Raw genomic sequence first — 24,386 nt, 5'->3', positions numbered from 1 at the left:
TCGGTTCGGACGGTCCGGTCGCGCTTCCCCGCGCAGCCGGGCCGCCGGAACGCCGGTGCCTTTGCAGGCACGTTCAGGCGCCGGCTTTCGGTCTCCTCGCCTCGGGCGGATCCGCTTGACCGCGGATCCGCCCATTTTCTTTTCCGCCCCGCTTTCCTCCTCGAAAGCAACTTCCACGCACAGCGATCCGCGCCCGGACTCAACCGCCGCAGGAGACGGCGCAGGGCCGCGGCTGTGCGAACAGCATTGCGAATGCGTCGCATTATCTAATACCATCGTGCCTCGGCCGCTATGATCGGAGCGGACTGCCGACGGCGAAAAGACGGCCCGTTCCTCCCGACGCCATGGCCAGGCTCCGAACCGATGGCGGACCACCATAGGGAGCGCACTCTTGCTGACCGAAACGGCCATTGTTCCGACGGCCCTTGCCAGCCGGTACCTGCAGCAGCTCTGCAAGCATTTCGCCCACAAGATCGCGGTGCGCTACGACGCCGCCGCCGGCGAGGCCCAATTCCCCTGGGGACGCTGCACGATGACGGCGGCGGACGGCATCCTGACCCTGCGTTGCGAGGGGGCCGACGCCGAGGCGCTGGCCCGCGTCAGGGCGGTGGTGGACGACCATCTGGTCCGCTTCGCCTGGAAGGAGGGGCTGAAGCCGGACTGGCTCCCCGCCGGCTGATACCGGCTCCTGGGGAAGCTGTTGAAGGGGCTGTTGCGGGCGCCGGCCATCGTCACCGGCGGCCGGATCCGGGCCCTTCCCCGTCGCCGTCCCATCCGCCAGCCGGCAGCGCGCCAGTTCCCGCTGCCGCTCGGCCAAGGCCGCTTCGCGGGCACGGACACGGCGGCGCTGCTCCTCGGTGCGGGCGCGCAGGCCCTGCTCCTGGCGCAGGCGCGAGGCCAGACGCCGCAGATCCTCGGCCGCACGGCTCTCCGCCATCGCCGGCAGGCTGGCCAGCGCGTCGCGGAAGTCGCCCAGGGTCGGGAAGCGGCTCCAGCCGCTGCGGAAATTCGCCCAGACCGCATCGAAGGCCGCCATCCAGCGGTCCGCCGGCCAATCGGCCATCGCCCGCACATCCGCCTCCAGCAGTTCGGCGTCCGGCAGTTCCAGAGCGAAGCGGTCGGCCAGCTTTTCCAGCCCGATCAGCACATTCTCGATACCGATCGGCGGCGTCAGCGTCCCGATCGCCTGCTCCACCCGGTCGGCGAGGGCGCCGATCTCGGCGGGCGACAGATCCTGCGTCTCGAACCGCAGGTCGGCGACCTCAAGACTGGCCAGCGAGGCGAAGGCGCAGGGCAGCGAGGGTTTCGCGGTTGCGGACGGCGGCATTGGACGAGACATCGGGCGCGGATCCGCTGCGGGGAAGGATGGAACGGCGATCATGGCGGGGCTCCCGGCGGTGGTTGCGAAGGGCGGACGGGCTGGAGAGCGACGCTTCGGCGGCGGACGGCCTGACGTCAGGGCGTTTGAGGGCGGACCGCTGGACGGCTGGATCGGCGGACGCATCGGCCGGAGCGACCAGTTCGCGGAGTATCCAGCGCCGCCATGCGGCCCCCGGATCCGGCGGGCAATAGCCGTTGCGGGCATGCGCCTTGCGGCACCAGGCCACGAACTTGGCGCTCACCCGGCCGGCATCGACCTCCGGCCGCTCCTGCGCCGCCCAGGCGAGGTCGGCGGCATCCGGCCGCCAATCGGCCGGCAAAGCCCCATCCCGCCGTCCAATCTCCCTGCCTGCCAAATCTCCGTCCGATTGGGAGGAGGAGGATTCAGGATTCTGGGATTCCAAGGAGAAGCCGGCCGGCGAACCGCCGGTGTCAGCCGGCTGACAGGACATGCCGGCGGTGACGCCCTCCATTCCCATCAGCCGATAGGCGAAACCGCGCAGCCCACGCCGCGGCTGGGCGCAGACCAGCGCCGCCGGCGGCTCCTGCAGGCCCTTCAGCACGGCATTGAACCAGGCGCGGCTTTGCCCGAGCTCCTCCGCCAGCTCGCCTTGCGTGGCGGTGCAGACACCGTCGCGGTCGGCATGGGCATAGAGCGCGGACAACACCGCGATGTCGGCGGCCTGGATGCCGGGCACGGCAATCCAGCGCCTGTACATGTCGATGTATGGCTTCATTGAGACACCCGTCTGTCGGTCGATCCGTGGACGGGCGGAGACAAAGGGAGAGCGTCAACGGACTCGCCATGAATCCGCTTGGCTTGGTGGGCCTGCCCTGCCATCATGGAGTCGCCAAACCGCCAGATGTGGGGTGCCCGGGTTTCCCTCGGTCTCCTCCGTCCGACACGAAGGGCCCGGAGCAATCCGGGCCTTTTGTGTTTGCGGAGGTCGGTCCTCCGTTACGTCATGGTGCTCTCCTTCAAGATGCCAGGATTCACACTGGCCCGTGGCGTCGGCCAGGAACTGGCATGGACGCAGGGTGATGGCGTGAGGGCGGTTTTCGCCCGTTTTTTGAAATGTGTACGTGGCGTCGCGCGTCTGTCCACGGTCTTCGGAAACTGGCACATCAGCGACATCGCAAAGGGCGTCGGCGGGATTCTTCGGGGGGAATCAATCACTTGTCGCGGCATGCCGTCGGCTGTCCGGCCGCGGGTGTCGCCGTTGTGCCGAAAGATTCGGGTCCAAACGTCGCCGTTGTGCCGAAAGATTCTTGAGGTTGGGAGCTTCCTGCCTGCCGAATCCCGGCTCCGAATGTCGCCGTTCTGCCGAATAATGGAGCTCTCCCCTCCCCCACCCCACCACCGGCCGGCCAGAATCGGCGGAGAATCGGGCGGGAATCGGCCTTCCGGCGGATCGTCCGAACGTCGCCGTTCTGCCAGTCGAGGGGCGTCCCGGGGGCATTCCGACCCTGACCGGGGCAGCAATGCACTGAAATAATATATAAAAAACAATCACTTATGTAAGCACCCTCTCGCTCCGATACCCCCGCCCACGGCAGAACGCAGACGTTGATGCCGCCCCCTGCCGGATGACAGCCCTCCGACGCACGCCTCCCGCCTCCCGCCGGCCCCGATCGGGAAAACTGGCAGAACGGCGACATTCGCCCCGGCAAATCGCGCCGCTCGCGGGAATCTTTCGGCAGAACGGCGACGTTTGCGCCGGAGCGGTGGAACAGGAGCGCGGGCTTGTGGATTATGGCAGCAGCCCATTTGAAGCCGCACAGCACCCGCGGAGAGATCGCATGTCACAGACCACCAACGCCGAGCTGCTCGACCGGCCGCTGCAATTGGCTCTGCGGCTCGATTCACCGCTGACCGGCGATGTCCAGAACGACCGCCACATGATGGTCTACAGCCTGTTCGGCCTGTCGAAGGACAAGGCGGAATCGCTGCCGACCTATGACGACGGCAAGGTGCGGATCGAGGTGCGGGCGCCGAAGAATGTCGGCGTCGCCACCATCTGGGACAAGGCGGTGCTGCTCTACGCCATCTCCCTGCTGCGCGAGAAGATGGAATCCGGCAAGGGCCCGGCCAAGCTGGGCGAGCTTCATTTCACCACCAGCGATCTCCAGCGCATCGTCGGCAAGACCGCCGGCGGCAGCGCCTATGACAAGATCGAAGGGGCGCTGGAACGGCTGCAGGGCACGCAGATCAAGACCAACCTGGAAACCGGCGGGGAGGGCGAAAGCGGCGCCTTCTCGTGGATTTCCGACTACAAGCTGCTCTACCAGCGCAAGAAGGACGGCGAGCGCGCGGTGCGCGGGCTGAAGCTGACCCTGTCGGGCTGGGTCACCCGCGCGGCGCTCGGCCATAATCTGCTGAGCTACGACGACCAGTATTTCGCGCTGAAGCCGGTGGAAAAGCGGCTTTACGAGATCGCGCGCGCCCACCTCGCCCGCGGCCATGCCTTCTGGATGGCGCTGGAGCCGCTGCGCAAGCGCGTCGGTTCCGACAACGACCTGCGCAAGTTCAAGAACGCGCTGGGTCCGGTCCTGGCCGCCGACCGCATCCCCGGCTATGGCGTGCGAATCGTCGAGACGGCGGAGTACAAGGAGACGATGAAGGCGCGCGGTGCCGTTCTGGGCCGCGTGCTGAACGCCGACCTGCCGGTGCTGTTCTGGAAGAAGGACCAGGGCCAGCCCGAGAACTGGATCGACGTTCCGAAGGTGGAATACGACGAGACGGTGTGATCGCCCTCCCCTTCCATCACCTCGTCAGACCGGTCGCAACCGGGGATACTGGGGGCGACGTTGTGTTCCGGATGCCCTTCTCCCCTTGCGGGAGAGGGGCTTCGCCTGGAAGCCAAGACCAGATGCTCCTTCCCCCACTCCTTCGGTAGACACCCGTTGCCGGAGTGGCGACGACTTGGTAGGGTCGCCGCAACCGGTACCGGGGCAGGAGGACGGGGCGTGACAGGGGAACAGTTGAAGGCGTTGCGGGAACGGCGCGGCCTGACCCAGACGCAGATGGCGGCGTTCGTCAATGAACTGACCGGCCGCAGATACGACAAGCAACGGCTGAGCAAGTGGGAAACCGGCAAGGAGGCCCTGCCCCGCGAGGTGATGGGCCGGCTTCTGCTGCTGGATCTGGAACGGCCGGAAAGCCCCCTGCCCCGCCGCGGCACCACCGTCGCCGTCGGCCTGCAGAAAGGCGGCACCGCCAAGACCGCGACTTCCATCAACCTCGCCTTCATCCTGGCGCGGGCCGGCAACCGCGTGCTGCTGGTCGATGCCGACCCGCAGGGCAACGCCACCGTGCATGTCGGCGTGCCGCAGACCGATGTGGTGGCACTGACCGAGGCCGGAAAGGTCCTCTACCACGCGCTGATGGGCAAGACGCCGCTGGACACGGTGATCCGCCCGACCAGCGTTGACGGCCTCGACGTCGTGCCCTCCAGCATCGCGCTGGCGAGCGCCGACACCGAGCTGCCGGGCAACCTGACCAATGCCCAGACCGCGCTGGCCGAGATGCTGGACGGCGTGCGGGAGCGTTATGACGTGATCGTCATCGACTGCGCCCCCAACCTGGGTGCGGTGACGATCAACGCCCTGACCGCCGCCGATTACGTCCTGGTGCCCTGTCAGGCGGAGCCGCACGCCATCCTCGGCGTCAGCGCCTTCCTCGACACCGTCGCCAAGATCCAGCGGCGGCTGAACCCGCGGCTGGAGGTTCTGGGCATCCTGCCGACCATGGTCAACCCGCGCCAGACCCAGGACCGCTCGTCGCTGGACGACATCCAGCGCCTGTGGGGCGACAGCCGCCGCGTGTTTCCGCCGGTGCCGCGCGCGACCATCTACGCCCAGGCGGCCGGCGCCAATGTCATCACGCTGGATGCCGACATCGGCGCCCCCGGCGTGGAGAGCTATGCCGCCATCGCCGCCGCGCTGCTGACCGCCATGGGCCGCCTGCAGGAGACCGTCGATGCCGCCTAGGAAGCTGACCCGCCAGACCGCCGCCACCGTGCTCCAGGCCAAGGAGGCCGGCTTCGCCGCCGAAACCGACCGCCTGTTCGGGCTGAGCGGCGTGCTGCCCCGGCTGGTCGAGGTCGATCTCGACGCCGTGGAGACCAATCCCGGCCAGCCGCGCACGGTCTTCGACGACGAGTCCCTGAAGTCGCTGGCGGACTCCATCGCCCGCCATGGGTTGCAGCAACCCGTGCTGGTGCAGGAGGGGGCGGAAAAGGGCCGTTACCGTCTGGTGGCCGGCGAGCGGCGGCTGCGCGCCCATCGGCTGCTCGGCCGCGGCACCATCGCCGCGATCATCACCAAGGGCCGTCCCGAGGAGATCGCGCTGATCGAGAATGTCCAGCGCGTGGATCTGGACGCCATCGACCTGGCCCGCGGCCTGTCCCAGCTGATCGAGGCGCACGGCTACACCCAGGCTGAGGTGGCGGCGGCCGTCGGCTGTTCTGAGGCCGAGGTGTCCAAGCGCCTGAAGGTGCTGCGCCTTCCCGACGACATCCTGGCCGACTATCGCGCCAACCCGGACGCCGTTTCCCGTTCCGCCCTGGTCGAACTGGCCTTCGTCGAGGACGAGGCGGAGCTGCGCCGGCTCTGGCAGACGGCGCGCACCGGCGGGCTGACCGTGGGTGCGGTGCGGGCGGCCCGCCCGGCGGCATCCTCCACGGCCGAGCCGATGCGGATCCTGGGCAAGGCGATCAACCGCATGGACAAGGATCTCGCCGCCATCGACACGGTCGCCCAGGCCTTGCAGCGTGAACATCGCGAAAGGCTGCAGACCCTGCGCGACCGTATCGACGCCCTGCTGAACGGCTGAGGCTTTCGCACTCGAAAGCACGCCAAGGTTGCTCCATTGGTCCCGCGCGACCGCCGGTTGCTTTCGAGTGCGAAAGCCTCTGGCGGTCGTCCGGGGTGACCGTCTGCCCTGCCCCATGCTAAGGATGGCCGGCAGGATAACGATGCGACGGAACAGAGATGCCGGCCGTGCGGAGACGACATTTCCTTGGCGTGTTCGGGAGCCTCCTCGGAGCCGCCGCGCTGTCCGGCGCGCTGCCGCGGCCGGGGTTTGCCGCCGACGGCGCCCTGCGCATCGGGCTGAAGACCCTGCCGGCGGCGCTCAACCCGCTGACCGTCAGCGATCTGGTCGCGCGGCAGATTTTGGGATCGATGTATGAGAGCCTGACCAGCGTCGATCCGCAGGGACGGATCCTGCCGGGGCTCGCCACCGCCTGGGAGGCTTCGGAGGATGCCCGGCGCTGGCGGCTGACCATGCGCGACGGCGTCACCTTCCACACCGGCCGCCCCTTCACCGCCGCCGACGTCAAACGCAGTTTCGAAGCGACATTGGCCGGCGACGGCGCCAACTTCGCCTTGCTCGCCCTGTCCAAGGTCCGCGGCTTCCGGGAGTTGCGGGAAAGGACGGCCACCGAGCTGTCGGGCGTCACCGTCATCGACGACCGGACGCTTGAGGTCGTCTGCGACGAACCCAACTCCGTCTTCCCCTTCGCCCGCATCCACATCGTCGATGTCGAGGCGGCCGGGAAGGCCGGTCCCGACTGGTTCCGCAGGCTTTCGGCGGGCACCGGCCCCTACCGGCTGGCCCGCTCGGCCGAAGGCATCCGCATCGACGTGGAGGCAAATCCCGGCTGGCGCGGCGGCGCCGTCCCGTTTGAGCGAGTGTCGTTCCTCGCCACCGGCATCGGCAATGACGGCATCACGCTGTTCAACGACAGCCAGGTCGATTTCACCTTCGTCGACACCGATGCGCTGCGCGGGGTGATGGACGATCCCGGCTTCAAGCGGTCGCTGTCCAACGTGCAGCGGATGCAGATGCGGGTGGTGGCGCTCGACCCGCGCCGGGTGAAGGCCTTCGCCGATCTGCGGGTGCGCCGGGCAATGTCGCTGCTGATCGACCGCAACGCGATGGCGGAGCGCTTCTTCCGCGGCGTGGCCGCCGTCCACAACGGCGTCGTCCCCCCGGCCCTGCTGTCGAACGAAAGGCTGGAGCCGCTGGCCTATGATCCGACCTTGGCCCGGCGCCTGCTGGAGGAGGCCGGCTATCCGGAGGGGCGCGGCATCGACCCCTTCACCGTCACCGTCGTGCCGGAGTACCGGCGCGAGTTCGTCTATTACGTGTCGCAGTGGAACAATGCCGGCATTCCGGCGAAGCTGGTCACCGCGCCGCGGCAGGAGTTCATCGCCCGCTCCCGCCGGCGCGACTACGACTCCTTCCTGTTCGGCTGGACCGCCACCTACCCTGACCCGATGAACTTCCTCGACGAGCTGTTCAACAGCCGCAGCCGCTTCAATCCCGTCGGCTGGTCCAATGCGGAGTTCGACGGGCTGGTCGAGCGCGCGATGGCCATCGCCGATCCCGACCGCCGCGCCGAGGTCTACAAGGACGCCGAGTGCCTGGTGATGCAGGATCTGCCGGTGATCCCGCTGGTGGTGCCGGATTACGTGGCGCTGCGCGGCAACGTGCTGAGCGACAATTTCATCACGCCGTTCGGCGGCCTCAACTTCGGCTGACCCGACGCAGGGCAGGGCGGTGCGGGCAGGCTGGCGCGGGCAAGAAAAAAGCCCCTGTCCGAGTGACGGACAGGGGCTTTTCGCAGAGACAGCCGAGAGGTATCAGACGTCCTGCGACCGCGCTCCCCGCAGGCAATCGGCGCTCTTGGCCACGCGGAGGCAATCGGCCACCTCGGCTTCGCGCAGGCAGTCGGCAGGCTTCGTTACGCGCAGGCAGTCAGCCATCTGGGCTTCACGCAGGCAATCCGCGGATTTCGTGACACGCAGACAGTCGGCGCTCTTGGCCACGCGGAGGCAATCGGCCACCTCGGCTTCGCGCAGGCAGTCGGCAGGCTTCGTTACGCGCAGGCAGTCAGCCATCTGGGCTTCACGCAGGCAATCCGCGGATTTCGTGACACGCAGACAGTCGGCGCTCTTGGCCACGCGCAGGCAGTCGGCCACCTCGGCTTCGCGCAGGCAGTCGGCGGGCTTCGCTGCGCGCAGGCAATCAGCGCTCTCAGCGACGCGGAGGCAGTCGGCCACCTCGGCTTCGCGCAGGCAGTCGGCCCCCTTCGCCACGCGCAGGCAATCCGCGGTGGCGAACAGGCGGTCGCTGTCGGCGCGGGCGGCGGCCATGCGGTCGGCGGGAACGGCGACGCCTTGGTGGTGGAGGTATTCGCCATAGACCGCCTCGCAGAAGCGGAAATAGGCGCGGGTGTCGGCGACGATGAACTCGTGCCACAGGTCGTCGCAGGCGGCGGACTGCGGAACGATGTCGCGGTCGGGATGCTCGGCGCAGGCCAGCAGGAAGGCCTTCAACTGGTGCAGCGCGATCTCGGACGTGGGGCGGGTCATGCCCGCGGCGATTGCCCGTTCGACCACATAGCCGAAGTCGAAGCCGGCGATGATGTCCCTGGCACGCGTGATGTCGGTCATGGTGGCGCTGCGCATGGAATTCTCCGAGGTTACTTGTGTCCGGCCCATGATCCAGGTTGCGGGATCGATTCCGGACATGGCCTCAATGTTGTGCCACAGCACAACCGGGTATGTGGAAATTCTTTCGTGCTAAGCATCCGGCGCCCGGGCGATGACTTCGCCCGGCCGGGGGGTATTAGGCGGGGCGGGAGGTATCGCCGGCGACGGACAGGGCCGGGCGCGAGGCGGTCATCGCCGCCACCAGCGTCGACAGGCGGTCGGGCATGATCGGCTTGGAAGCCACGGTCACGCCCATCTCCGCCGCCCGGCTGGTCACCGCCCCGTCGAGCCGGCCGGAGATCAGCACCGCCGGAATCCGCAGGCCAAGCCGCGTCCACAGCTCGGCGATGAAATCCAGACCGTTCTCGGTGGCGGACAGATGATAGTCGGCGATCACAGCATCGGGGCGGACGCTTCCGTCCTCCACCGCCCGCAGGCCCTCCGCGACGGTGGAGGCGCCGACGACGCGATGCCCCGCGCTGGTCAGGAACATGGAGATGGCGGACAGCACGAAGCTGTCGTCGTCGATCACCAGGATCGCGATCTCCCCCTCCTTCGCCGGCGCGTCCGCCAGCGTCGCCATCCTGGCCGCGGCAGCGGGGGCCGGGGCGGGGATGGGTGCCGCCGGAACGGGTGCCGCCGGTACGGGTGCCAAGGGTTCCACCGCAACGCTCTCCGCCGCAGCGGCCTCGATCGGGGCCAGCGGAATGGTGACGGAGAAGACCGATCCCTTGCCCAGCGTCGAGCGCACCTTCACCGGATGGTCCAGCACTGTCGCCAGCCGCTTGACGATCGACAGCCCCAGGCCGATGCCGTTGTCGCGGTTGCGCTCCGGGTTGCCGATCTGGTGGAACTCCTCGAAGATGGCGTCCAGCCGGTCTTCGGGGATGCCGATGCCGGTGTCCCGCACCTCCACGATCAGGGAGCCGCCCGATTCCAGGCAGGCGACCTGCACCTGCCCGCTGTCGGTGTAGCGGATCGCGTTGTCGATCAGATTGCCCAGCAGGCGCTGCAGCAGAAGGCGGTCGGTCACCACCGGCGCGCGGTGTTGCGGCACGGTGAAGGCCAGCCCCTTGCCGCGCGCCACCGGGCCGTATTGCGAGTCCAGCGCGTCGAACAGGTCGGCCACCTCATGCACGGCCTTGTTGGCGGTGACGCCGCCGGCGTCCAGCCGCGACACCTCCAGCAATTCGTCCAGCAGCTGTTTCAGGGTCATGACGACCTGTTCGATCTTGCGCGCCGATTCCGCCACCTTCGGGTTGGGAGCGGTGGCGCGCAGCATCGCGGTCAGCATCAGCAGCGACTGGGCCGGCTGGCGCAGGTCGTGGCTGGCGGCGGCCATGAACTTGGCCTTCGACGCCACCGCCTGCTCGGCCCGTTCCTTGGCGACGCGCAGGTCGATGGCGTTCTGCCGGAAGGTGGCGAGCGCCTTTGCCATGCGGCCGATCTCGTCGTCGCGGTGGCGCACCGGCACGTCCACCGACACGTCGCCCGCCGCCAGATCGGCCATGGCGCGGGTCATGCCGGCGATGGGCAGCGTCATGCCGCGCGTCGCCCACACCACCCCCAGCACCACCAGCAGGAGGGTGACGGCGCCGACCCCGCTCAGCACCATCACATGGTGGCGGATGGCCGCGTCGGTCGGGCCGGTGTCCAGCCGGACCAGCAGCGTGCCGATGTTGCGGACGGCGCCGGTCCGGTCCTGATGGGTCAGCGGCACGGCGGCGGCGGTGGCTGCAGCGGCTTCGCTGAGGGCGGCCACGCCCGGCTTGCGGAAGCTGGCGAAGCGCTCGCCATGGGTTCCCAGGATCACCGCCTCGGCGAAGCTGTCGATCGAGCGCAGCGGCATCAGCGCCTCCACCGCCTCTTCGGGATCGAGATCCCACAGCGCTTTCGCCACGTCGTCCAGCACGATCCTGGTCGCCATCTCCGCCCGGATGGCCAGCTCGGCCCGCGTGTTGCGCACGTCGGCCTGGATCAGGACCACCATGGGCACGGCGATCAGCACCGACACCAGCAGCACCGCCGATGCCGTCGTCCGCGCGACCAGGCTCCGTGAGAAAACCTTGAACAGCATGCCGAAGCCTACGAAGACACGACGACCACGAACAATTCGCCAGGGCATCCTAGCCGAAGCGGCAGCCAAACACGACAGCCGCGTGCCGGCGACCGGCCGCCGGCATCGTTCCGCCGGCGAAGGCGAACAATTCGACCGCACCGGCCGCGCGAAGGGACCGAAAGAGCGCACGGCTGTTTCTAATGGTTTCTTTTTCTTGGTTCATTGCCCGTGTAAAAGTCCGCCCCGGATTTCGGCCCCCGGAATAGGGGCGGGATCGGGATTGCCGCTGGGGGGCGGAGCATGGGAACCGGCATCATCATCGCCCTTGCGCACGGCGTCGGGCTGCTGGCCCTGGTCCTGCTCGCCTACCGCCATGTGCTGCGGCGGTTCGGCGCGCGGCGCCTGCCCTTCGCCCTGCTGTCCGGCCTGCTGTTCGGCGTGGCCGCCGCCATTTCGATGCTGGACGCCCATCCGGTCGAAGGCGGGGTGCTGGTCGATCCGCGCAACGTGATGATCGGGCTGGCCGGGCTGTTCGGCGGCTGGCCGGCCGCCCTGGCTTCCGCCGCCGTGGCCGGCGCGGCGAGGCTGTGGCTGGGCGGCATGGGCTCGCTGGCCGGTCTGGCGGGCGTCCTGCTGACGGCGCTGGCGGCGCCGCTGCTGGTCCGGCCGATGGAGAGGCGCGCCGCCGGCAAGCGCGAGCCGGCGAAGGGGCAGGGGCAGGGCCAAGGCCAAGGCCAAGGGAAGGGGCCAGGGCCCGGAACGGGGCAGGATAAGGGCGCCTACGGCTTCGGCCGGCTGACGACGTTCGGGCTGGCCATCACGCCGCTGACCCTGCTGCCCTTCCTGCTGCTGCCCGACCTGGATCTCGCCCTGCGCGTGCTGGCGGAGGCTGCGCTGCCGCTGGCCGCCTTCACCACGCTCGGCATCGGCCTGCTCGGCACCATGCTGGCGCGCGAGCACCGCCGCGTCGCCGACGAGAACGCCCTGGCCGAGAACGCCGCCCTGTTCCGCGCCGTGTTCGACAACTCGGCCGACAGCCTTGCGATCATCCGTGTCGGCGAAAAGGGCGGCTTCACCCTGCACAGCGCCAACGCCGCCGCTTTGCAGGCGATGGGCGACGCCGCCGCCGACGCGGCCGGCAAGCCGCTGGACAGCCTGCTGCCGCCCGATCTGGCCGCCAAGGCGACGGCCGACCTGCAATCCTGCATCGACGCCGGCGCCCCCACCCGCTTCGAGGAGCAGCATACCCACAACGGCGTCACCCGCTGGTGGGAGGTGTCGCAGGTGCCGATCCGCGACGGCAGCGGCGCCGTCGTCATGCTGTCGGTCGGCGCCCGCGACATCACCCGCCGCCACGAGGCGGAGCGCGCGATCCGCGCCAGCGAGGCGCGCTACCGCCTGCTGGCGCGCAGCGTCACCGACATCATCGGCCGCATCGGCCTGGACGGTGTGCGGTGCTTCTGTTCCGAGGCGACGCGCGACAGCCTGGGCTGCGCCCCCGCCGAGCTGATCGGCCGCCCGCTGGTGGAGCGGGTGCATCCCGACGACCGCGACGCCCTGTCCGCCGGTCTGGCGCAGCTGACGCCGGACCGCCCGACCCTGAAGGCCACCTACCGCCTGCGCCATGCCGACGGCCGCTGGGTGTGGATCGAGGCGGCGGTGCGGCTCGTCACCGACGATTGGGGCGCGCCGCAGGATTACGTCAGCGTCGAGCGCGACATCACCGCCCGCAAGATCATGGAGGCCGAGCTTCAGGACGCCCGCCAGGCCGCGGAACTGGCCAGCCGCGGCAAGACCGAGTTCCTGGCGAGCCTGAGCCACGAGCTGCGCACGCCGATGAACGCCGTCATCGGCTTCGCCGACCTGATCGCGCGGGAGTCGGAGGGGCCGGTCGGCACCCCCCATTACCGCGACTTCGCCGTCAACATCCGCGACAGCGGCCAGCACCTGCTGGAGCTGATCAACGAGATCCTCGACCATGTGCGGGCGGAATCCGGGCAACTGGTGCTGGACGACGAGGTGGTCGATCTCGACGCCGCCGCCGTCTTCGCCATCCGCCTGCTGACCCCGCGCGCCGCCCGCGCCGGCATCGTCCTCTCGGCGGCGGTGGACCCCGCCGCCCGCCACCTGCGCGGCGACGAGCGGCGCATCCGCCAGATCCTGCTGAACCTGCTGTCCAACGCCGTCAAATACACCCCCTCCGGCGGAACCGTCTCGCTGACCGCCGCTCCCGCCCCGGACGGCGGCCTGCTGCTGGAGGTGCGCGACAACGGCGTCGGCATCCCCGAACGGGATCTGGACCGCGTCCTGCAGGCCTACGCCCGCGTCGAGAGCCCGGCCAACCGCCAGACCGAGGGCGCCGGGCTCGGCCTGCCGCTGACCCGCCGTCTGGTGGAGCTGCATGGCGGCGCCATGACCCTGGCGAGCCGGGTGGGGCAGGGCACCACCGTCACCCTCCATTTCCCGCCCGACCGCGTGGCCGACGAGACAGGCCGCAGCCTCCGCCCGCCCTCGGACCGGCCCAGCCTGTCGATCCTGATGGTGGAGGACGACCACAACATCCTGGAGCACGGCTGCGCCCTGCTGCGCAGTTGGGGCCACCGGGTGATCGGCGCGTCCGGCGCCGGCGAGGCCCTGGTGGTGCTGCGCGGGGACGAGCCGCTGGACCTGCTGTTCAGCGACATCGTGATGCCTCCGGGCATGAACGGGGCGGAGCTGGCGCGCGAGGCCCGGCGCCTGCGCCCCGGCCTGCCGGTTCTGCTGGCCTCCGGCTTCGCCGCCCATGCGGTGGTGGCCGACGACGTGGCGCTGGGCGGCTACGACCTGATCGCCAAGCCCTACGACCCGCTGGAGCTGCGCGACCGTCTGGCCCGCCTGCACCCGCCGGCGCAACGCCCGCCCCTGGCCCCACCCCCGGCTCCGCCGCAGCCGGACCCCGAGCCCACCCCCGAACCCGCCCCGCCGCCTGCCGCCGGGCTGCCCCCGCCGCCCCCGTCCCCGGCAACAGCCGAGCCGCCCGCCCCGAAGCCCGCCCCCGCGCCATCGGCGGCCGAGCCCCTGCGCATCCTGGTGGCGGAGGATGTGGAGATGAACCGCCTGCTGGCCGTCACCCTGCTGAAGCAGGCCGGCCACAGCGTCGCGGCGGTGGCGGACGGGGCGCAGGCGGTTGCGGCGGCAGCGGCGGTGGATGGGCGCGAGCCGTTCGACGCGATCCTGATGGACGTGAACATGCCGGTGATGGACGGCCTGGAGGCGACGCGCGCCATCCGCGCCATGCCCGGCCCGGCCGGCCGCGTCGCCATCGTGGCGCTGACCGCCAACACCTTCCCCGACGACATCGCCCGCTGCTACGAGGCCGGCATGGACTGCCATGTGCCCAAGCCCATCGACCGCGTGCTGCTGCTGACCGAGATCGCCCGCTGCGTCGCCTCGCGCCGGGCGGTGGAGGCGATGGGGGAGGATTAGCGCAAAGGGTGGAAAACGATCTCCCTCAATCCAACGTTCGAAATGCGCGAAACCGCAGTACCTGATCCGGGATGATCCAGATCATTGAGCCGACACTCAGACATTCGTCGAGCTTTCCAGCAAACCAACCAACGGAAAAAATGATCTGTTTTCGGAAATTTACTCGATCAGATCGTTGAAGCCCTCGGGAACAGGGTTCGGTTGCGGCTGAAGGATAAACCCGGGGAAGTCGACAATGTGGGCGCGATCCTTCATCTCATGCTGAACGAGAGGGAGGGGTTCGGAAGTCGATACAATGATTTGTCCGCCTGAGCGGGTGGACTGAGCAGCTCGCTTGAGGAACGTGAAAAGGCTAACAGAATCGATTTCTTGTTGACCAGGTTCGTCGAATATGACGAGACCAGGGTGGTTTGTTGAATGCGTGCGCTGTAGCTCAATCGTCGAGATCAAATAAGCCCATTTTAGACGAATGCCATCACTGGCGGAAACTTCGAAATTGATTTCCTTCTCGACCATTTCAGTCCCCTTCCGTTCACGGACAAGTGGACGGAAGTTGTCTGTTGAGAGCGCGATCTCCGATGGTTGAAATGATCGGAAGCCATAAGACGTGAGTTGCTCACAGATTTTGCGCGTGAGCTCATCGACTTTCTGCAAGTCGTTAGAGGTCAGGTTATCGTCGGGAAGTTGTCGTAATGAGGCCGTTGCCTTCGCCCAACCCGCTGCTATTTCCCGAAGTTCATCAAGTAGAGAGATGGTGAGCTCATCGATGCTGTGAAGTTGATTAAGAAAACTCTGCCTGCGGACAAGATTTTCAATCTTGGCCCGTGATGGGGATTTTTCTGGGCGCGTTAATTCTTGTCGCAGGGAACGGAGTTCCTGCTGCTTGTCTTGTAGATTTCGCTGTATGCCACGGTATCGGCCGACGATCTCCAGTAATCGCTCGTTGGATGCAGCCAGAGCGGTTTTGTACAACTCAAGCTGAGACTTCACGAACAAGACGTTTTCATCGAGAGCCATTCCCACCACCTCAACTGTCGGGAGAAGCTCGTTAGAAACTTCCTGACGACAGGTCGGGCAGACATGTTCCGCAGCAGCTTTCCCCAATTCGGATCCGAGCCGTTGTAGTTTTTGCGCATCCTGGTTCCGGCGGAGATCAATCTTGAGTGCTTTGACGCGTGCGTTCAGAGCTTGGCTGTCTTGCGTTTCCGAGGCATATTCGCTGCGGACGGTCTCCAGTATGGCAGTATCCATATCGATCTGCTCGCGCAGAAGTGCAATTCGTGCCTCTATTTTTGGAGCAATGTTGTCGATCGTCTCCAATTGAGCAGCTTCTAGTTCCGCCACCTCGGCCTGGACCTCAGCAATAAGTTCCGATAGTTGCACCCACTCCCTTTCATGGAATAACTGAAGATCGATCTCGGGTTTCTGAGCGAATTCAGTAGTAGGCTGCGTAGGAAGGCCACGAATCCGTCCTATCCGTGTGGCGGCATCAGTGAGTCTCGACCTTTCGGCAGTCCACCGGTTAGAGAAGTCAGCAATCTGATTCCTTAACTCTGATCGTTGCCGACGGAACTGCGCAATGTCTAGGTTTAATAGAAACTCCATAACGCGGCGTGCTACGTCCTGGATTCTCAGGTAAGTTGGGAAAGGACCCTGTATTGTTGACCAACCTCGCTTCTGTTCGACGAACAGCATTGGAAATATAGCTTCGAGATAAAGCGGGCATTCGGTACCATCATAACGCGGCACCACCGGCAGATCCCATCCAAGATATGCAGCGAGGAAGAAATGAAATCCATCCTCTTGGCTCGCTGCGCCGCCATCGAGGACGTAGAAATCGCGTTGCCGAACCCGTGCGGCCTCAGAGCTCAAAGAAGCGCCAAATGTTACCTGGATGAGTTTCGTACTTTTTCCACCAACGACATCTCGGTGCAGGGTGATAATTTCGTTTCGGTCGTTCTCGACCTCGAGCTCGACGAACGACTGCAGGACTGTCTCATAGGGCTCGTCCTCGGTCGCATGAACACGCTCCCGCATCGCATAAGGCAACGGAATCGTTAGTTGCGGACCGAGCGAACGTTCAAGACCGAGTGCGTAAATAACAGCCTGCAAGCAAGTCGATTTACCAGACGTGTTCGGTGCTTGGATGATGTTCAGACCCACTGAGAATGGTATGTCTGCGCCGAATGTGCGCGTCGCCGTGAGCGACCTTAGCCTGAGCCGGCGTAAGCGTATCATGCCGTAAGTCCTTCGCCTATTAACGTGGAAACGCGCTGTTCGGTCAGCTTCTTTGCGTACTCCGCGATGATTGCTTTTTCCTCTTCTAGCGCATCCGAGATTTTTTCGACGGCAGACGCTGCTGCTATGCCAGCTGCGGTGAGTTGTAACGAGGCTCTCCCTCCGCCCCTGGTCCATTCAGCGAACCGCTCGCCGACAACAAAATCAATCGCACGTGCGAAGGCTGGCTCGATGCGCAGGTTCCACGGCAGGATTCTGGCGGTGGGTTCAGTCGCCTCTTGGAGGCGTTTGGTCTGATTAGACCGGATCGCATCGTTCAAAATGTGCAGCTTCGCAAGCGACGCACGTTTCGACCTCGATGCTAAGAGCGCCTAACAGAACCATCTCTGGACGAAGCGCCAGCAGATGAGGCTGGCCGCGATATGGTGAAAGGCAGTGAAGATGTCGGCGCGCCGTTCGTAGCGGACGGCGATGCGGCGGAAGCGGGCAAACCAAGCGAGCGTACGCTCGACCACCCATCGGTGTCGGCCAAGACGCTCGCTGCTCTCGACGCCACGCCGGGCGATCCGCGGAATGATCGCTCGTTGGCGCAGCGCCTGCCGGCAGTGTGCAAAGTCGTAGCCCTTGTCGGCGTGCAGCTTGGCCGGGCGGCGCCGGGGCCGGCCCGCACACTGGCGGATCGCCGGCACGGCATCGACCAGCGTCTCCAGCAGCTTGCTGTCGTGCCGGTTGGCCGGCGAGATCTTCAGGGCGAGCGGGATGCCATTGGCATCGACGAGGATGTGACGCTTGGAGCCCGGCTTGCCGCGATCCGTCGGGTTCGGGCCGGTCTCCTCGCCCCCCTTTTTGCTGGAACGCTGGCGCTGTCCACCGCTGCACGATCCCAGTTGATGGCGTTGGCATAGCCGAGCCGGTCGAGCAGCACACGATGCAGCCGTTCCCACACGCCAGCCCGATGCCACTCGTGCAGACGCCGCCAGCAGGTCATCCCCGAGCCGCAGCCCATCTCCACCGGCAGAAGCTCCCAAGGAATACCCGTGCGCAGCACGAATAGGATGCCGGTCAGCGCCGCACGATCGTCCAACCGGGGCCGTCCGCCTTTTGGCTTGGGCGGCTCCGGCGGGATCAGCGGTTCGATGATCGCCCACAAGGCATCGGAAACAAGAGGGGCTGCCATGCCCCTACCAACCGTTCCTGGCCGGTTTTGTTACGCACTCTAAGAGCATTAGCAGAATAAGCGATACGCGCCAGACGATGCGCATATCACCCGGCACTGGCGTTGGCCGCTGCTGGAATGAAAAAGGTACATGCGTGATTTCGGGAGTGGTCACGGCAAATCTCCCTCTGGAAAGTCAAGTGGACAGCGGATCAGCCAGTCGCTGATGGTACCTAGGGCGATCCGTGTCAGTATCCCAGGACTTAACATCGGGAGTGCTTGCTTCAGTGACGCTTCTATCCGGTTCATGCTCTCTTGGAGTTGCTGTCCTGGGATTGTAGAAGAAGCACCAACAGCTATAAGCCGCGCTTCTTCCGCCTCGATTGCCTCGAAAGCACGCTCCCAGAGGATCGCGTGATTGTCGCGAAGCTGGCCCAGCGCATTTTCGCGGTGTAGGTGCGCTTTTATGTACTCTTCACGCATTTTAACAATTTGGTCGGGCCGGATGCGCGCGCCCACGGCGCGTCCGAGCTTTTCGTCAATGCGGGTTCCGATCTCTGTGCTACCGGCATCTCTAACTTGTTCAGCAGTTGGCAAAGGCACGCTGAGTGGGGGACCCAACGATAGCGACTTCAATTGGTCAATCTCTGCCTGAAAATCACTTTGTGAATGACAAAGTGCCTCAAAATCCGCCGTCAAAAAGCCTAGGTTAGTGCCTTTTAGAAGAAGGCCGCGGTTCCGAATTGATGCGACAACTTCCTTATCATCGAGAAATGGACAAAGGAGAATCCACCGTCGTGCTGGTTTTCCTGCAAGCAGCTTCTCAATAATCTCCTTGTTTTTTGTAAGCTTTGGGATGTCGCGGCCGGCCTTCGCCTTCATAGCGCTCGCGGCCTTCTTGACGTCAGAAACCTCTTCGGGAGCGTAACATTGGTATAGACAACCGCAAGTGGTGAAAAACTCAAGCCCAGCGTCACCTTTAACCTTGTCAGGCACAATCTGAACATTTTCAGCGCCATGGCGGCGCTGCACAAGTTGAAGTGCAAACTCTTGCCACTCATCACCTTGCCACTCACGCCGATTTGCCATTGGCTCCCCAAAACAATATTTTCAGTTTTCGCTGAGAAAAGCCTCGAATCTCAGGAAAATCAGATAAGCTTTATCAAGAATTATCCCAATACTACTTCTCTGACACCTGTTCTGCCTAATTGTGGTGCTCTCTATTGCTCAATTACATGCTTTTATGAATGCTGTCGGCAACCAAGCATGTTCTCCAGATGCACCTCCCCTCGGTTGATCGATGAGTTAAGGACTCTTTTTTTAGCAGTGTGTGAGTGCCGAGTCACGTCGTTAAAGGATTGGCTGCTTTTGAAACCCCGAGAGCGTTCTTGGAATGGCCGCCGCAGGCACCAAGCAGCAATTTACAAATGCGCGCTTGAATATCCGCTCAAGCTCGGAATCGGGCACCCTCACCGTCGCCCAAATTTCACAAAACTCCCCCAACCACGGACCAAATTCCTATACCCTCTCCGCCCAGGTCCCACCCCTTCGCGGAGCCGCGCCATGCCCCTCGACAGCCGTACCCTCCAGAACGACCGTTTCCCCCGCTGGGCCGAAGAGCCGCCTGTGCCGTCCGAAGGCTCGCTGGTCCCCGGATCTCAATTCCATGACGAGCAGTGGATCATGGCCGCCGGCATGCTGGCGCGCGGCAACAGCTTCCTTCAGGTCTCCCGCGCCATGGGGTGCAGCCGCACCACGCTCTGGCGGGCCTATTACGGCTCCAAGGATTTCCGTCACAGGGTGTGGTGGGAGCGGCAGGCGCTGAACCGCGAGGCCGAGCTGCGCCTGTCCTCGCTGCGCATCCTGGTGGCCGAGCAGATCGAGCGGCTGGTCACCTCCGGCGATGCCACCACCGTCCGCTGGATGGCCGAACGGCTCGGCCTGTTCGACGGCCTCGACCGCCCGGCGTCCAGGCGGCAAGCCGCCGAACAGGCCGAGCCGCCCGCTCCCCGGCCGGCCCCCAGGCCCGACGATCCGCCCGCCGTCACCATCCCCGAACTGGACGACGACATCCCCGGCGACCTGCGCGAGCGGCGGGAGCCCGATCCGGCCATGGTCGCTGCCATCCTGGCCCAACCGGAGGGAAAAGGTCCGAAGGGCGTCTTCCCCTGGACCGTCAACGAGTACGAGCATTTCCCCAATCTCAACCCCGGCCCGGTCAGCCGCCGCGCCGCCGGTCCCTTCTCCCATCCGCGCTGACGGCTCCGCCGGCCGATGCGACATCCGCCTAAACCTGTTCCACGCCGTTCCACCCCCCTGATGAGTCCGCCGATAAGCCCACCGTGACCGGCCCCGCCGGACTGTCCGACCGGGATGCTTGATCGCGCCGCCGATCTGTCCGACCCTGCGTGTCCGTTCGCAGACCCGAGGATCACGCGATGACCGCCGGCCCCGCCTTCACCCCAGGCTTCACCTGTGTGCTCGACGCCCGTGCCAGGCTGGGGGAGGGGCCGGTCTGGTCGGTGGAGGAGCAGGCGCTCTATTGGGTCGACATCAAGGGCCGGGCGCTGAACCGCTTCGATCCGGCCACCGGCGCCAACCGCGCGATGCTGTTGCCGGAGGAGATCGGCTGCGTCGCCCCGCGCAAGGGCGGCGGCTTCATCGCCGGCCTGCGCTCCGGCCTGTGGCAGCTGGACGGGGAGGGGGGATTGGTCGCCTGCCTCGCCGCCAACCCGGAGGACCAGGGCGCCAGCCGCTTCAACGACGGCAAGACCGATCCGGCCGGCCGCTATCTGGCCGGCACGCTGGACGAGCCCAAGGCCGGCGGCAAGGCGCATCTCTACCGCTACGACCGGCGCGGGCTGGCGGTGCTGGCCGGCGGGCTGCTGACCTCCAACGGTCTGGCCTTCAGCCCGGACGGGTGGACCCTGTACCATTCCGACACCCCGACCTTCACCGTCCACCGCTACCGCTACGATCCCGCCACCGGCGCCGTCTCCGGCCGCGAGGTCTTTTTCCGGCTGGAGCCGAAGGACGGCGACCGCGGCCGGCCGGACGGGGCGGCGGTGGATGCCGATGGCTGCTATTGGTCGGCACTCTACGAGGGCGGGCGGGTCGCGCGCTTCTCCCCCGACGGCGCGTTGCTGTCGGAACACCCGGTGCCGGCGCGCTGCCCGACCATGGTGGCCTTCGGCGGCCCCGACCTGCGCACCCTCTACGTCACCACCGCCAGCGCCGGCCGCCCCGCCGACGAGCTGGAGCGCCTGCCGCAATCCGGCGGCCTGTTCGCCATGACGGTCGATGTGCCGGGCCTGCCGGTCCCGCCCTTCGACCCGGAAGCCTGACGATGTTCCGCAAGTTCGTCTATCTGCTGGCCCTGGCGCGCGAGAAGCATTTCGGCCGCGCGGCGGAAAGCTGTCACGTCTCGCAGCCGACCCTCTCCAACGCCATCCGCCAGCTGGAGGAGGAGCTTCAGGTCCCCATCGTCGAGCGCGGCCAGAAATTCGAAGGCTTCACGCCGGAGGGGATGAAGGTTCTCGAATACGCCCGCCGCATCGTCGGCGAGCGCGACAACCTCCGTCACGAACTGCTCGCCCTGGCCCAGGGCGTCAGCGGCCATCTGCGGGTCGGCGCCATCCCCACCGCCCTGCCGGTGGTGCCCCATGTGCTGACGCCCTTCACCACGCGCTTCCCCCACATCCGCTCCAGCGTCGTCTCGCTCAGTTCCCGCGAGATCCAGCGCGGCCTCGACGACTTCGAACTCGACGCCGCCATCACCTATCTCGACAACGAACCGCTGAACAACGTCCGCACCCTGCCGCTCTACACCGAGCGCTACCACCTGCTCGCCCACCGCGACGACCTGACCGAGGAGATGATCGCCGACGGTGCGATCGCCTGGGACAAGGCCGCCGATCTCCGGCTCTGCCTGCTGAGCCCGGACATGCAGAACCGCCGCATCGCCGACACCGCCTTCCGCATGACCGGGCGGACGGTCCAGCCGGCGATGGAGACCAACTCCATCGTCACCCTCTACACCATCGTCCGCGCCGGCACCTGCGCCAGCATCGTCCCCGGCCAGCTGCTGACCTTCGTGCCGCCGCACCCGGACATCGTCGCCCTGCCGCTGGTCGATCCCGAACTGAGTCACGTCGTCGGCCTCGTCTATGCCGACCGCGACCCGCCGCCGCCGCTGGCCAAGGCGCTGGCGGTGGCGGCATCCGATTCCGACATCGCCCAGCGCGTGGCGATCGGCGTGGCCGAGGCGATGATCCCCTGGCGGGTGGCGATCCGCTGACGGGCCGCTCTTGATAGCCAAAAGCTATCAGCTCATCGGAAAATACAATTTGCTGGCATACCGTATCCTCCGCCACTCTGACGGTGCCGGGCGCTGAGAGACGCCCGGAAAAAGCCAACAGAGCCAAGCCAGAACGACGCCGACCCCAAGTTCGGCGCGGACGATCGCAAGGAGGGATACCCGTGAACGCTTGCCATCCGTGGAGCGCTGAGCGCGCCATGACGATTGTCGAAGACAATCGGCATCTGCGCGGCGCCCTGCTGCCGATCCTTCACGCGCTGCAGGAAGAGTTCGGCTATATCGACGAGGAGGCCATCCCCCTGCTGGCGACGGAGCTGAACCTCTCGCGCGCCGACGTGCATGGCGTCGTCTCCTTCTATCACGAATTCCGCCGCGAAAAGCCCGGCCGCCACACCATCAAGGTCTGCCGGGCCGAGGCCTGCCAGTCGATGGGCGCCAACGCGCTGGTCGACCACATCAGGAAGCGGCTGCAGGTCGATTTCCACGGCACCACCGCCGACGGTGCCTTCACGCTGGAACCGGTCTTCTGCCTGGGCAACTGCGCCCTGTCCCCCGCCGTCATGATCGACGAGAACCTGCACGGCCGGGTCTCGCCCGACCGCTTCGACGAGCTGGCGGCGGAAACGCGGGCCAACCCGCACGCCCATCAGCAAATCCCCTGCGCCCTCAGCCATAAGGGTCACGCGCAATGAGCGGCCATCTGATCACCGTCTTCGTCCCGCGCGATTCCGCCGCCCTGTCGGTCGGCGCCGATGCGGTCGCCGCCGCCATCCGGGCGGAAGCCGCCAAGCGCGACCTGCCGCTGCGCATCGTCCGCAACGGCTCGCGCGGCATGCTCTACCTGGAGCCGCTGGTCGAGGTGGAAACCCCGGACGGCCGCGTCGCCTACGGCCCCGTCACCCCGGCCGATGTGCCCGGCCTGTTCGACGCCGGCTTCCTGACCGGCGGCGCCCATGATCTGGGCCACGGCCTGACCGAGGAAATCCCCTACTTCAAGAAGCAGGAGCGCCTGACCTTCGCCCGTTGCGGCATCATCGATCCGCTGTCGGTCGAAGACTACCGCGCCCATGGCGGTTTCCGCGGTCTGGAGAACGCGCTGGCGATGTCCCAGGCGGAGATCGTCCAGGCGGTGACCGACAGCGGCCTGCGCGGACGCGGCGGCGCCGGCTTCCCCACCGGCATCAAGTGGAACACGGTGATGCAGGCCAAGGCGGACGAGAAGTTCGTCTGCTGCAACGCCGACGAGGGCGACAGCGGCACCTTCGCCGACCGCATGATCATCGAAGGCGACCCCTTCTGCCTGATCGAGGGCATGACCATCGCCGCCATCGCGGTGGGCGCGACCTCCGGCTACGTCTACATGCGTTCGGAATACCCGCACGCCACGGCGACCCTGCGCCAGGCCATCAAGCTGGCCTATGACGAGGGCTGGCTCGGCGACAACATCCACGGCACCAACCGCAGCTTCCATCTCGACGTCCGCGTCGGCGCCGGCGCCTACATCTGCGGCGAGGAAACCGCGATGCTGGAAAGCCTGGAGGGCAAGCGCGGCATGGTCCGCGCCAAGCCGCCGCTGCCGGCGCTGGAAGGCCTGTTCGGCAAGCCGACCGTGGTCAACAACGTGCTTTCGCTCTGCTCGGTGCCGATCATCCTCGACAAGGGCGGCGCGTATTACCGCGACTTCGGCGTCGGCCGGTCGCGCGGGACGCTGCCCTTCCAGCTCGCCGGCAACATCAAGCATGGCGGGATCGTCGAGAAGGCCTTCGGCATCACCCTGCACGAGCTGCTGTACGATTATGGCGGCGGCACCATCACCGGCCGCCCGATCCGCACCGTGCAGGTCGGCGGGCCGCTCGGCGCGTATCTGCCGCCCTCGCAGTTCGACCTGCCGAAGGATTACGAGGCCTTCGCCGCGCAGGAGGCGATGGTCGGCCATGGCGGCATCGTCGTCTTCGACGACACGGTGGACATGGCCCAGCAGGCCCGCTTCGCCATGGAGTTCTGCGTGGCCGAATCCTGCGGCAAATGCACCCCCTGCCGCATCGGCTCCACCCGCGGGATGGAGACGCTGGACAAGATCATCGCCGGCAAGAACGTCGATGCGAACCTCGAACTGCTCGCCGACCTTTGTGACGTGATGGTGGACGGCTCGCTCTGCGCCATGGGCGGCATGACGCCCTATCCGGTGCGCAGCGCGGTGAAGCACTTCCCCGAGGACTTCCGGAAAAAAGCGCCGGCCGTCCGCGTCACCCACATCGCCGCCGAATAAC

The 24,386-nt window shown here is 66.5% G+C and carries 17 protein-coding genes and 1 pseudogene; 10 read left to right on the top strand and 8 right to left on the bottom strand.

Going from position 1 to position 24,386, the window contains the following annotated elements; all coding sequences use genetic code 11:
* Positions 1-289 precede the first annotated feature (289 nt).
* Together DM194_RS29155 and DM194_RS15505 are read right to left on the bottom strand one after the other, a co-directional pair.
* Positions 290-1,327 carry a hypothetical protein gene (locus DM194_RS29155; RefSeq protein ID WP_425457287.1) on the bottom strand — a complete coding sequence of 346 codons (1,038 nt, stop codon included), beginning with the start codon at positions 1,325-1,327 and terminating at the stop codon, positions 290-292.
* Positions 1,263-2,117, bottom strand: coding sequence for a helix-turn-helix domain-containing protein (locus DM194_RS15505; protein WP_246024345.1), 855 nt, complete (start codon positions 2,115-2,117; stop codon positions 1,263-1,265). The genes DM194_RS29155 and DM194_RS15505 overlap by 65 nt, the downstream gene beginning before the upstream one ends.
* 1,063 nt (positions 2,118-3,180) lie before the next feature.
* Here DM194_RS15505 and DM194_RS15495 point away from each other — a divergent pair.
* The 4 genes from DM194_RS15495 to DM194_RS15480 all read left to right on the top strand — a co-directional run bounded on the left by DM194_RS15495 (position 3,181) and on the right by DM194_RS15480 (position 7,926).
* The gene (locus DM194_RS15495) at positions 3,181-4,128 is read left to right on the top strand and encodes a replication initiator protein A (protein WP_111068448.1); all 948 of its coding nucleotides are present in this window, start codon (positions 3,181-3,183) and stop codon (positions 4,126-4,128) included.
* Between the two features lie 219 nt (positions 4,129-4,347).
* Entirely contained in the window at positions 4,348-5,370 is a 1,023-nt protein-coding gene (locus DM194_RS15490) for an AAA family ATPase (RefSeq protein ID WP_111068447.1), read from the top strand.
* On the top strand, positions 5,360-6,214 hold the full coding sequence (locus DM194_RS15485; RefSeq protein ID WP_111068446.1) for a ParB/RepB/Spo0J family partition protein: 855 nt from the start codon (positions 5,360-5,362) through the stop codon (positions 6,212-6,214). Before DM194_RS15490 ends, DM194_RS15485 begins: the two co-directional genes overlap by 11 nt.
* Positions 6,215-6,405: 191 nt before the next feature.
* Positions 6,406-7,926, top strand: a complete 1,521-nt coding sequence (locus DM194_RS15480) for an ABC transporter substrate-binding protein (RefSeq protein ID WP_246024344.1) — start codon at positions 6,406-6,408, stop codon at positions 7,924-7,926.
* 102 nt (positions 7,927-8,028) lie between these two features.
* On the opposite strand, the gene DM194_RS15475 is transcribed toward DM194_RS15480, so the two are convergent.
* Together DM194_RS15475 and DM194_RS15470 are read right to left on the bottom strand one after the other, a co-directional pair.
* On the bottom strand, positions 8,029-8,856 hold the full coding sequence (locus tag DM194_RS15475; protein ID WP_246024343.1) for a glycine-rich domain-containing protein: 828 nt from the start codon (positions 8,854-8,856) through the stop codon (positions 8,029-8,031).
* Between the two features lie 160 nt (positions 8,857-9,016).
* Positions 9,017-10,957, bottom strand: a complete 1,941-nt coding sequence (locus DM194_RS15470; RefSeq protein WP_111068444.1) for an ATP-binding response regulator — start codon at positions 10,955-10,957, stop codon at positions 9,017-9,019.
* 282 nt (positions 10,958-11,239) lie between these two features.
* Between DM194_RS15470 and DM194_RS15465 the strand changes: the two genes are divergently transcribed.
* A complete protein-coding gene (locus DM194_RS15465; RefSeq protein WP_111068443.1) occupies positions 11,240-14,404 on the top strand; it encodes a response regulator in 3,165 nt (1,054 codons plus the stop codon).
* A 159-nt stretch (positions 14,405-14,563) separates the two neighbouring features.
* Here DM194_RS15465 and DM194_RS15460 read toward each other — a convergent pair whose 3' ends face one another.
* The 4 genes and pseudogenes from DM194_RS15460 to DM194_RS28200 all read right to left on the bottom strand — a co-directional run bounded on the left by DM194_RS15460 (position 14,564) and on the right by DM194_RS28200 (position 18,887).
* Complete coding sequence (locus DM194_RS15460; RefSeq protein WP_162630086.1) at positions 14,564-16,567, bottom strand: coiled-coil domain-containing protein; 2,004 nt, start codon at positions 16,565-16,567, stop codon at positions 14,564-14,566.
* A gap of 71 nt (positions 16,568-16,638) precedes the next feature.
* Entirely contained in the window at positions 16,639-16,962 is a 324-nt protein-coding gene (locus tag DM194_RS28205) for a hypothetical protein (protein ID WP_162630085.1), read from the bottom strand.
* Between the two features lie 138 nt (positions 16,963-17,100).
* Positions 17,101-17,819: pseudogene (locus tag DM194_RS15455) on the bottom strand (IS5 family transposase); the annotation flags it as partial.
* Positions 17,820-17,969: 150 nt separating this feature from the next.
* Positions 17,970-18,887, bottom strand: coding sequence for a hypothetical protein (locus DM194_RS28200; RefSeq protein WP_162630084.1), 918 nt, complete (start codon positions 18,885-18,887; stop codon positions 17,970-17,972).
* 474 nt (positions 18,888-19,361) lie between these two features.
* Between DM194_RS28200 and DM194_RS15450 the strand changes: the two genes are divergently transcribed.
* The 5 genes from DM194_RS15450 to DM194_RS15430 all read left to right on the top strand — a co-directional run bounded on the left by DM194_RS15450 (position 19,362) and on the right by DM194_RS15430 (position 24,385).
* On the top strand, positions 19,362-20,057 hold the full coding sequence (locus tag DM194_RS15450; RefSeq protein WP_111068441.1) for a hypothetical protein: 696 nt from the start codon (positions 19,362-19,364) through the stop codon (positions 20,055-20,057).
* A 179-nt stretch (positions 20,058-20,236) separates the two neighbouring features.
* Positions 20,237-21,142: an SMP-30/gluconolactonase/LRE family protein gene (locus tag DM194_RS15445; protein ID WP_111068440.1), complete on the top strand. Its 906-nt coding sequence runs from the start codon at positions 20,237-20,239 to the stop codon at positions 21,140-21,142.
* Positions 21,143-21,144: 2 nt separating this feature from the next.
* Positions 21,145-22,095 (top strand): LysR family transcriptional regulator, encoded by a 951-nt coding sequence (locus DM194_RS15440; RefSeq protein WP_111068439.1) that lies wholly within the window; start codon positions 21,145-21,147, stop codon positions 22,093-22,095.
* A gap of 218 nt (positions 22,096-22,313) precedes the next feature.
* Entirely contained in the window at positions 22,314-22,808 is a 495-nt protein-coding gene (locus tag DM194_RS15435) for a formate dehydrogenase subunit gamma (protein ID WP_246024342.1), read from the top strand.
* The gene (locus DM194_RS15430; RefSeq protein WP_111068437.1) at positions 22,805-24,385 is read left to right on the top strand and encodes a formate dehydrogenase beta subunit; all 1,581 of its coding nucleotides are present in this window, start codon (positions 22,805-22,807) and stop codon (positions 24,383-24,385) included. The genes DM194_RS15435 and DM194_RS15430 overlap by 4 nt, the downstream gene beginning before the upstream one ends.
* Position 24,386: the final 1 nt, after the last annotated feature.

This window comes from Azospirillum ramasamyi, assembly GCF_003233655.1.
Lineage (GTDB): Bacteria > Pseudomonadota > Alphaproteobacteria > Azospirillales > Azospirillaceae > Azospirillum > Azospirillum ramasamyi.
Note: the sequence above shows the minus strand (reverse complement) of the source record. Positions and strands in the feature narration are given on the sequence as shown.

Excerpts from the sequence above, each read along its gene's own strand:
- DM194_RS29155 (WP_425457287.1), bottom strand. The coding sequence starts at position 1,327 with ATGCCGCCGTCCGCAACCGCGAAACCCTCGCTGCCCTGCGCCTTCGCC.
- DM194_RS15505 (WP_246024345.1), bottom strand. The coding sequence starts at position 2,117 with ATGAAGCCATACATCGACATGTACAGGCGCTGGATTGCCGTGCCCGGC.
- DM194_RS15495 (WP_111068448.1), top strand. The coding sequence starts at position 3,181 with ATGTCACAGACCACCAACGCCGAGCTGCTCGACCGGCCGCTGCAATTG.
- DM194_RS15485 (WP_111068446.1), top strand. The coding sequence starts at position 5,360 with ATGCCGCCTAGGAAGCTGACCCGCCAGACCGCCGCCACCGTGCTCCAG.
- DM194_RS15475 (WP_246024343.1), bottom strand. The coding sequence starts at position 8,856 with ATGCGCAGCGCCACCATGACCGACATCACGCGTGCCAGGGACATCATC.
- DM194_RS15470 (WP_111068444.1), bottom strand. The coding sequence starts at position 10,957 with ATGCTGTTCAAGGTTTTCTCACGGAGCCTGGTCGCGCGGACGACGGCA.
- DM194_RS15465 (WP_111068443.1), top strand. The coding sequence starts at position 11,240 with ATGGGAACCGGCATCATCATCGCCCTTGCGCACGGCGTCGGGCTGCTG.
- DM194_RS28200 (WP_162630084.1), bottom strand. The coding sequence starts at position 18,887 with ATGGCAAATCGGCGTGAGTGGCAAGGTGATGAGTGGCAAGAGTTTGCA.
- DM194_RS15450 (WP_111068441.1), top strand. The coding sequence starts at position 19,362 with ATGCCCCTCGACAGCCGTACCCTCCAGAACGACCGTTTCCCCCGCTGG.
- DM194_RS15445 (WP_111068440.1), top strand. The coding sequence starts at position 20,237 with ATGACCGCCGGCCCCGCCTTCACCCCAGGCTTCACCTGTGTGCTCGAC.
- DM194_RS15440 (WP_111068439.1), top strand. The coding sequence starts at position 21,145 with ATGTTCCGCAAGTTCGTCTATCTGCTGGCCCTGGCGCGCGAGAAGCAT.
- DM194_RS15435 (WP_246024342.1), top strand. The coding sequence starts at position 22,314 with ATGACGATTGTCGAAGACAATCGGCATCTGCGCGGCGCCCTGCTGCCG.
- DM194_RS15430 (WP_111068437.1), top strand. The coding sequence starts at position 22,805 with ATGAGCGGCCATCTGATCACCGTCTTCGTCCCGCGCGATTCCGCCGCC.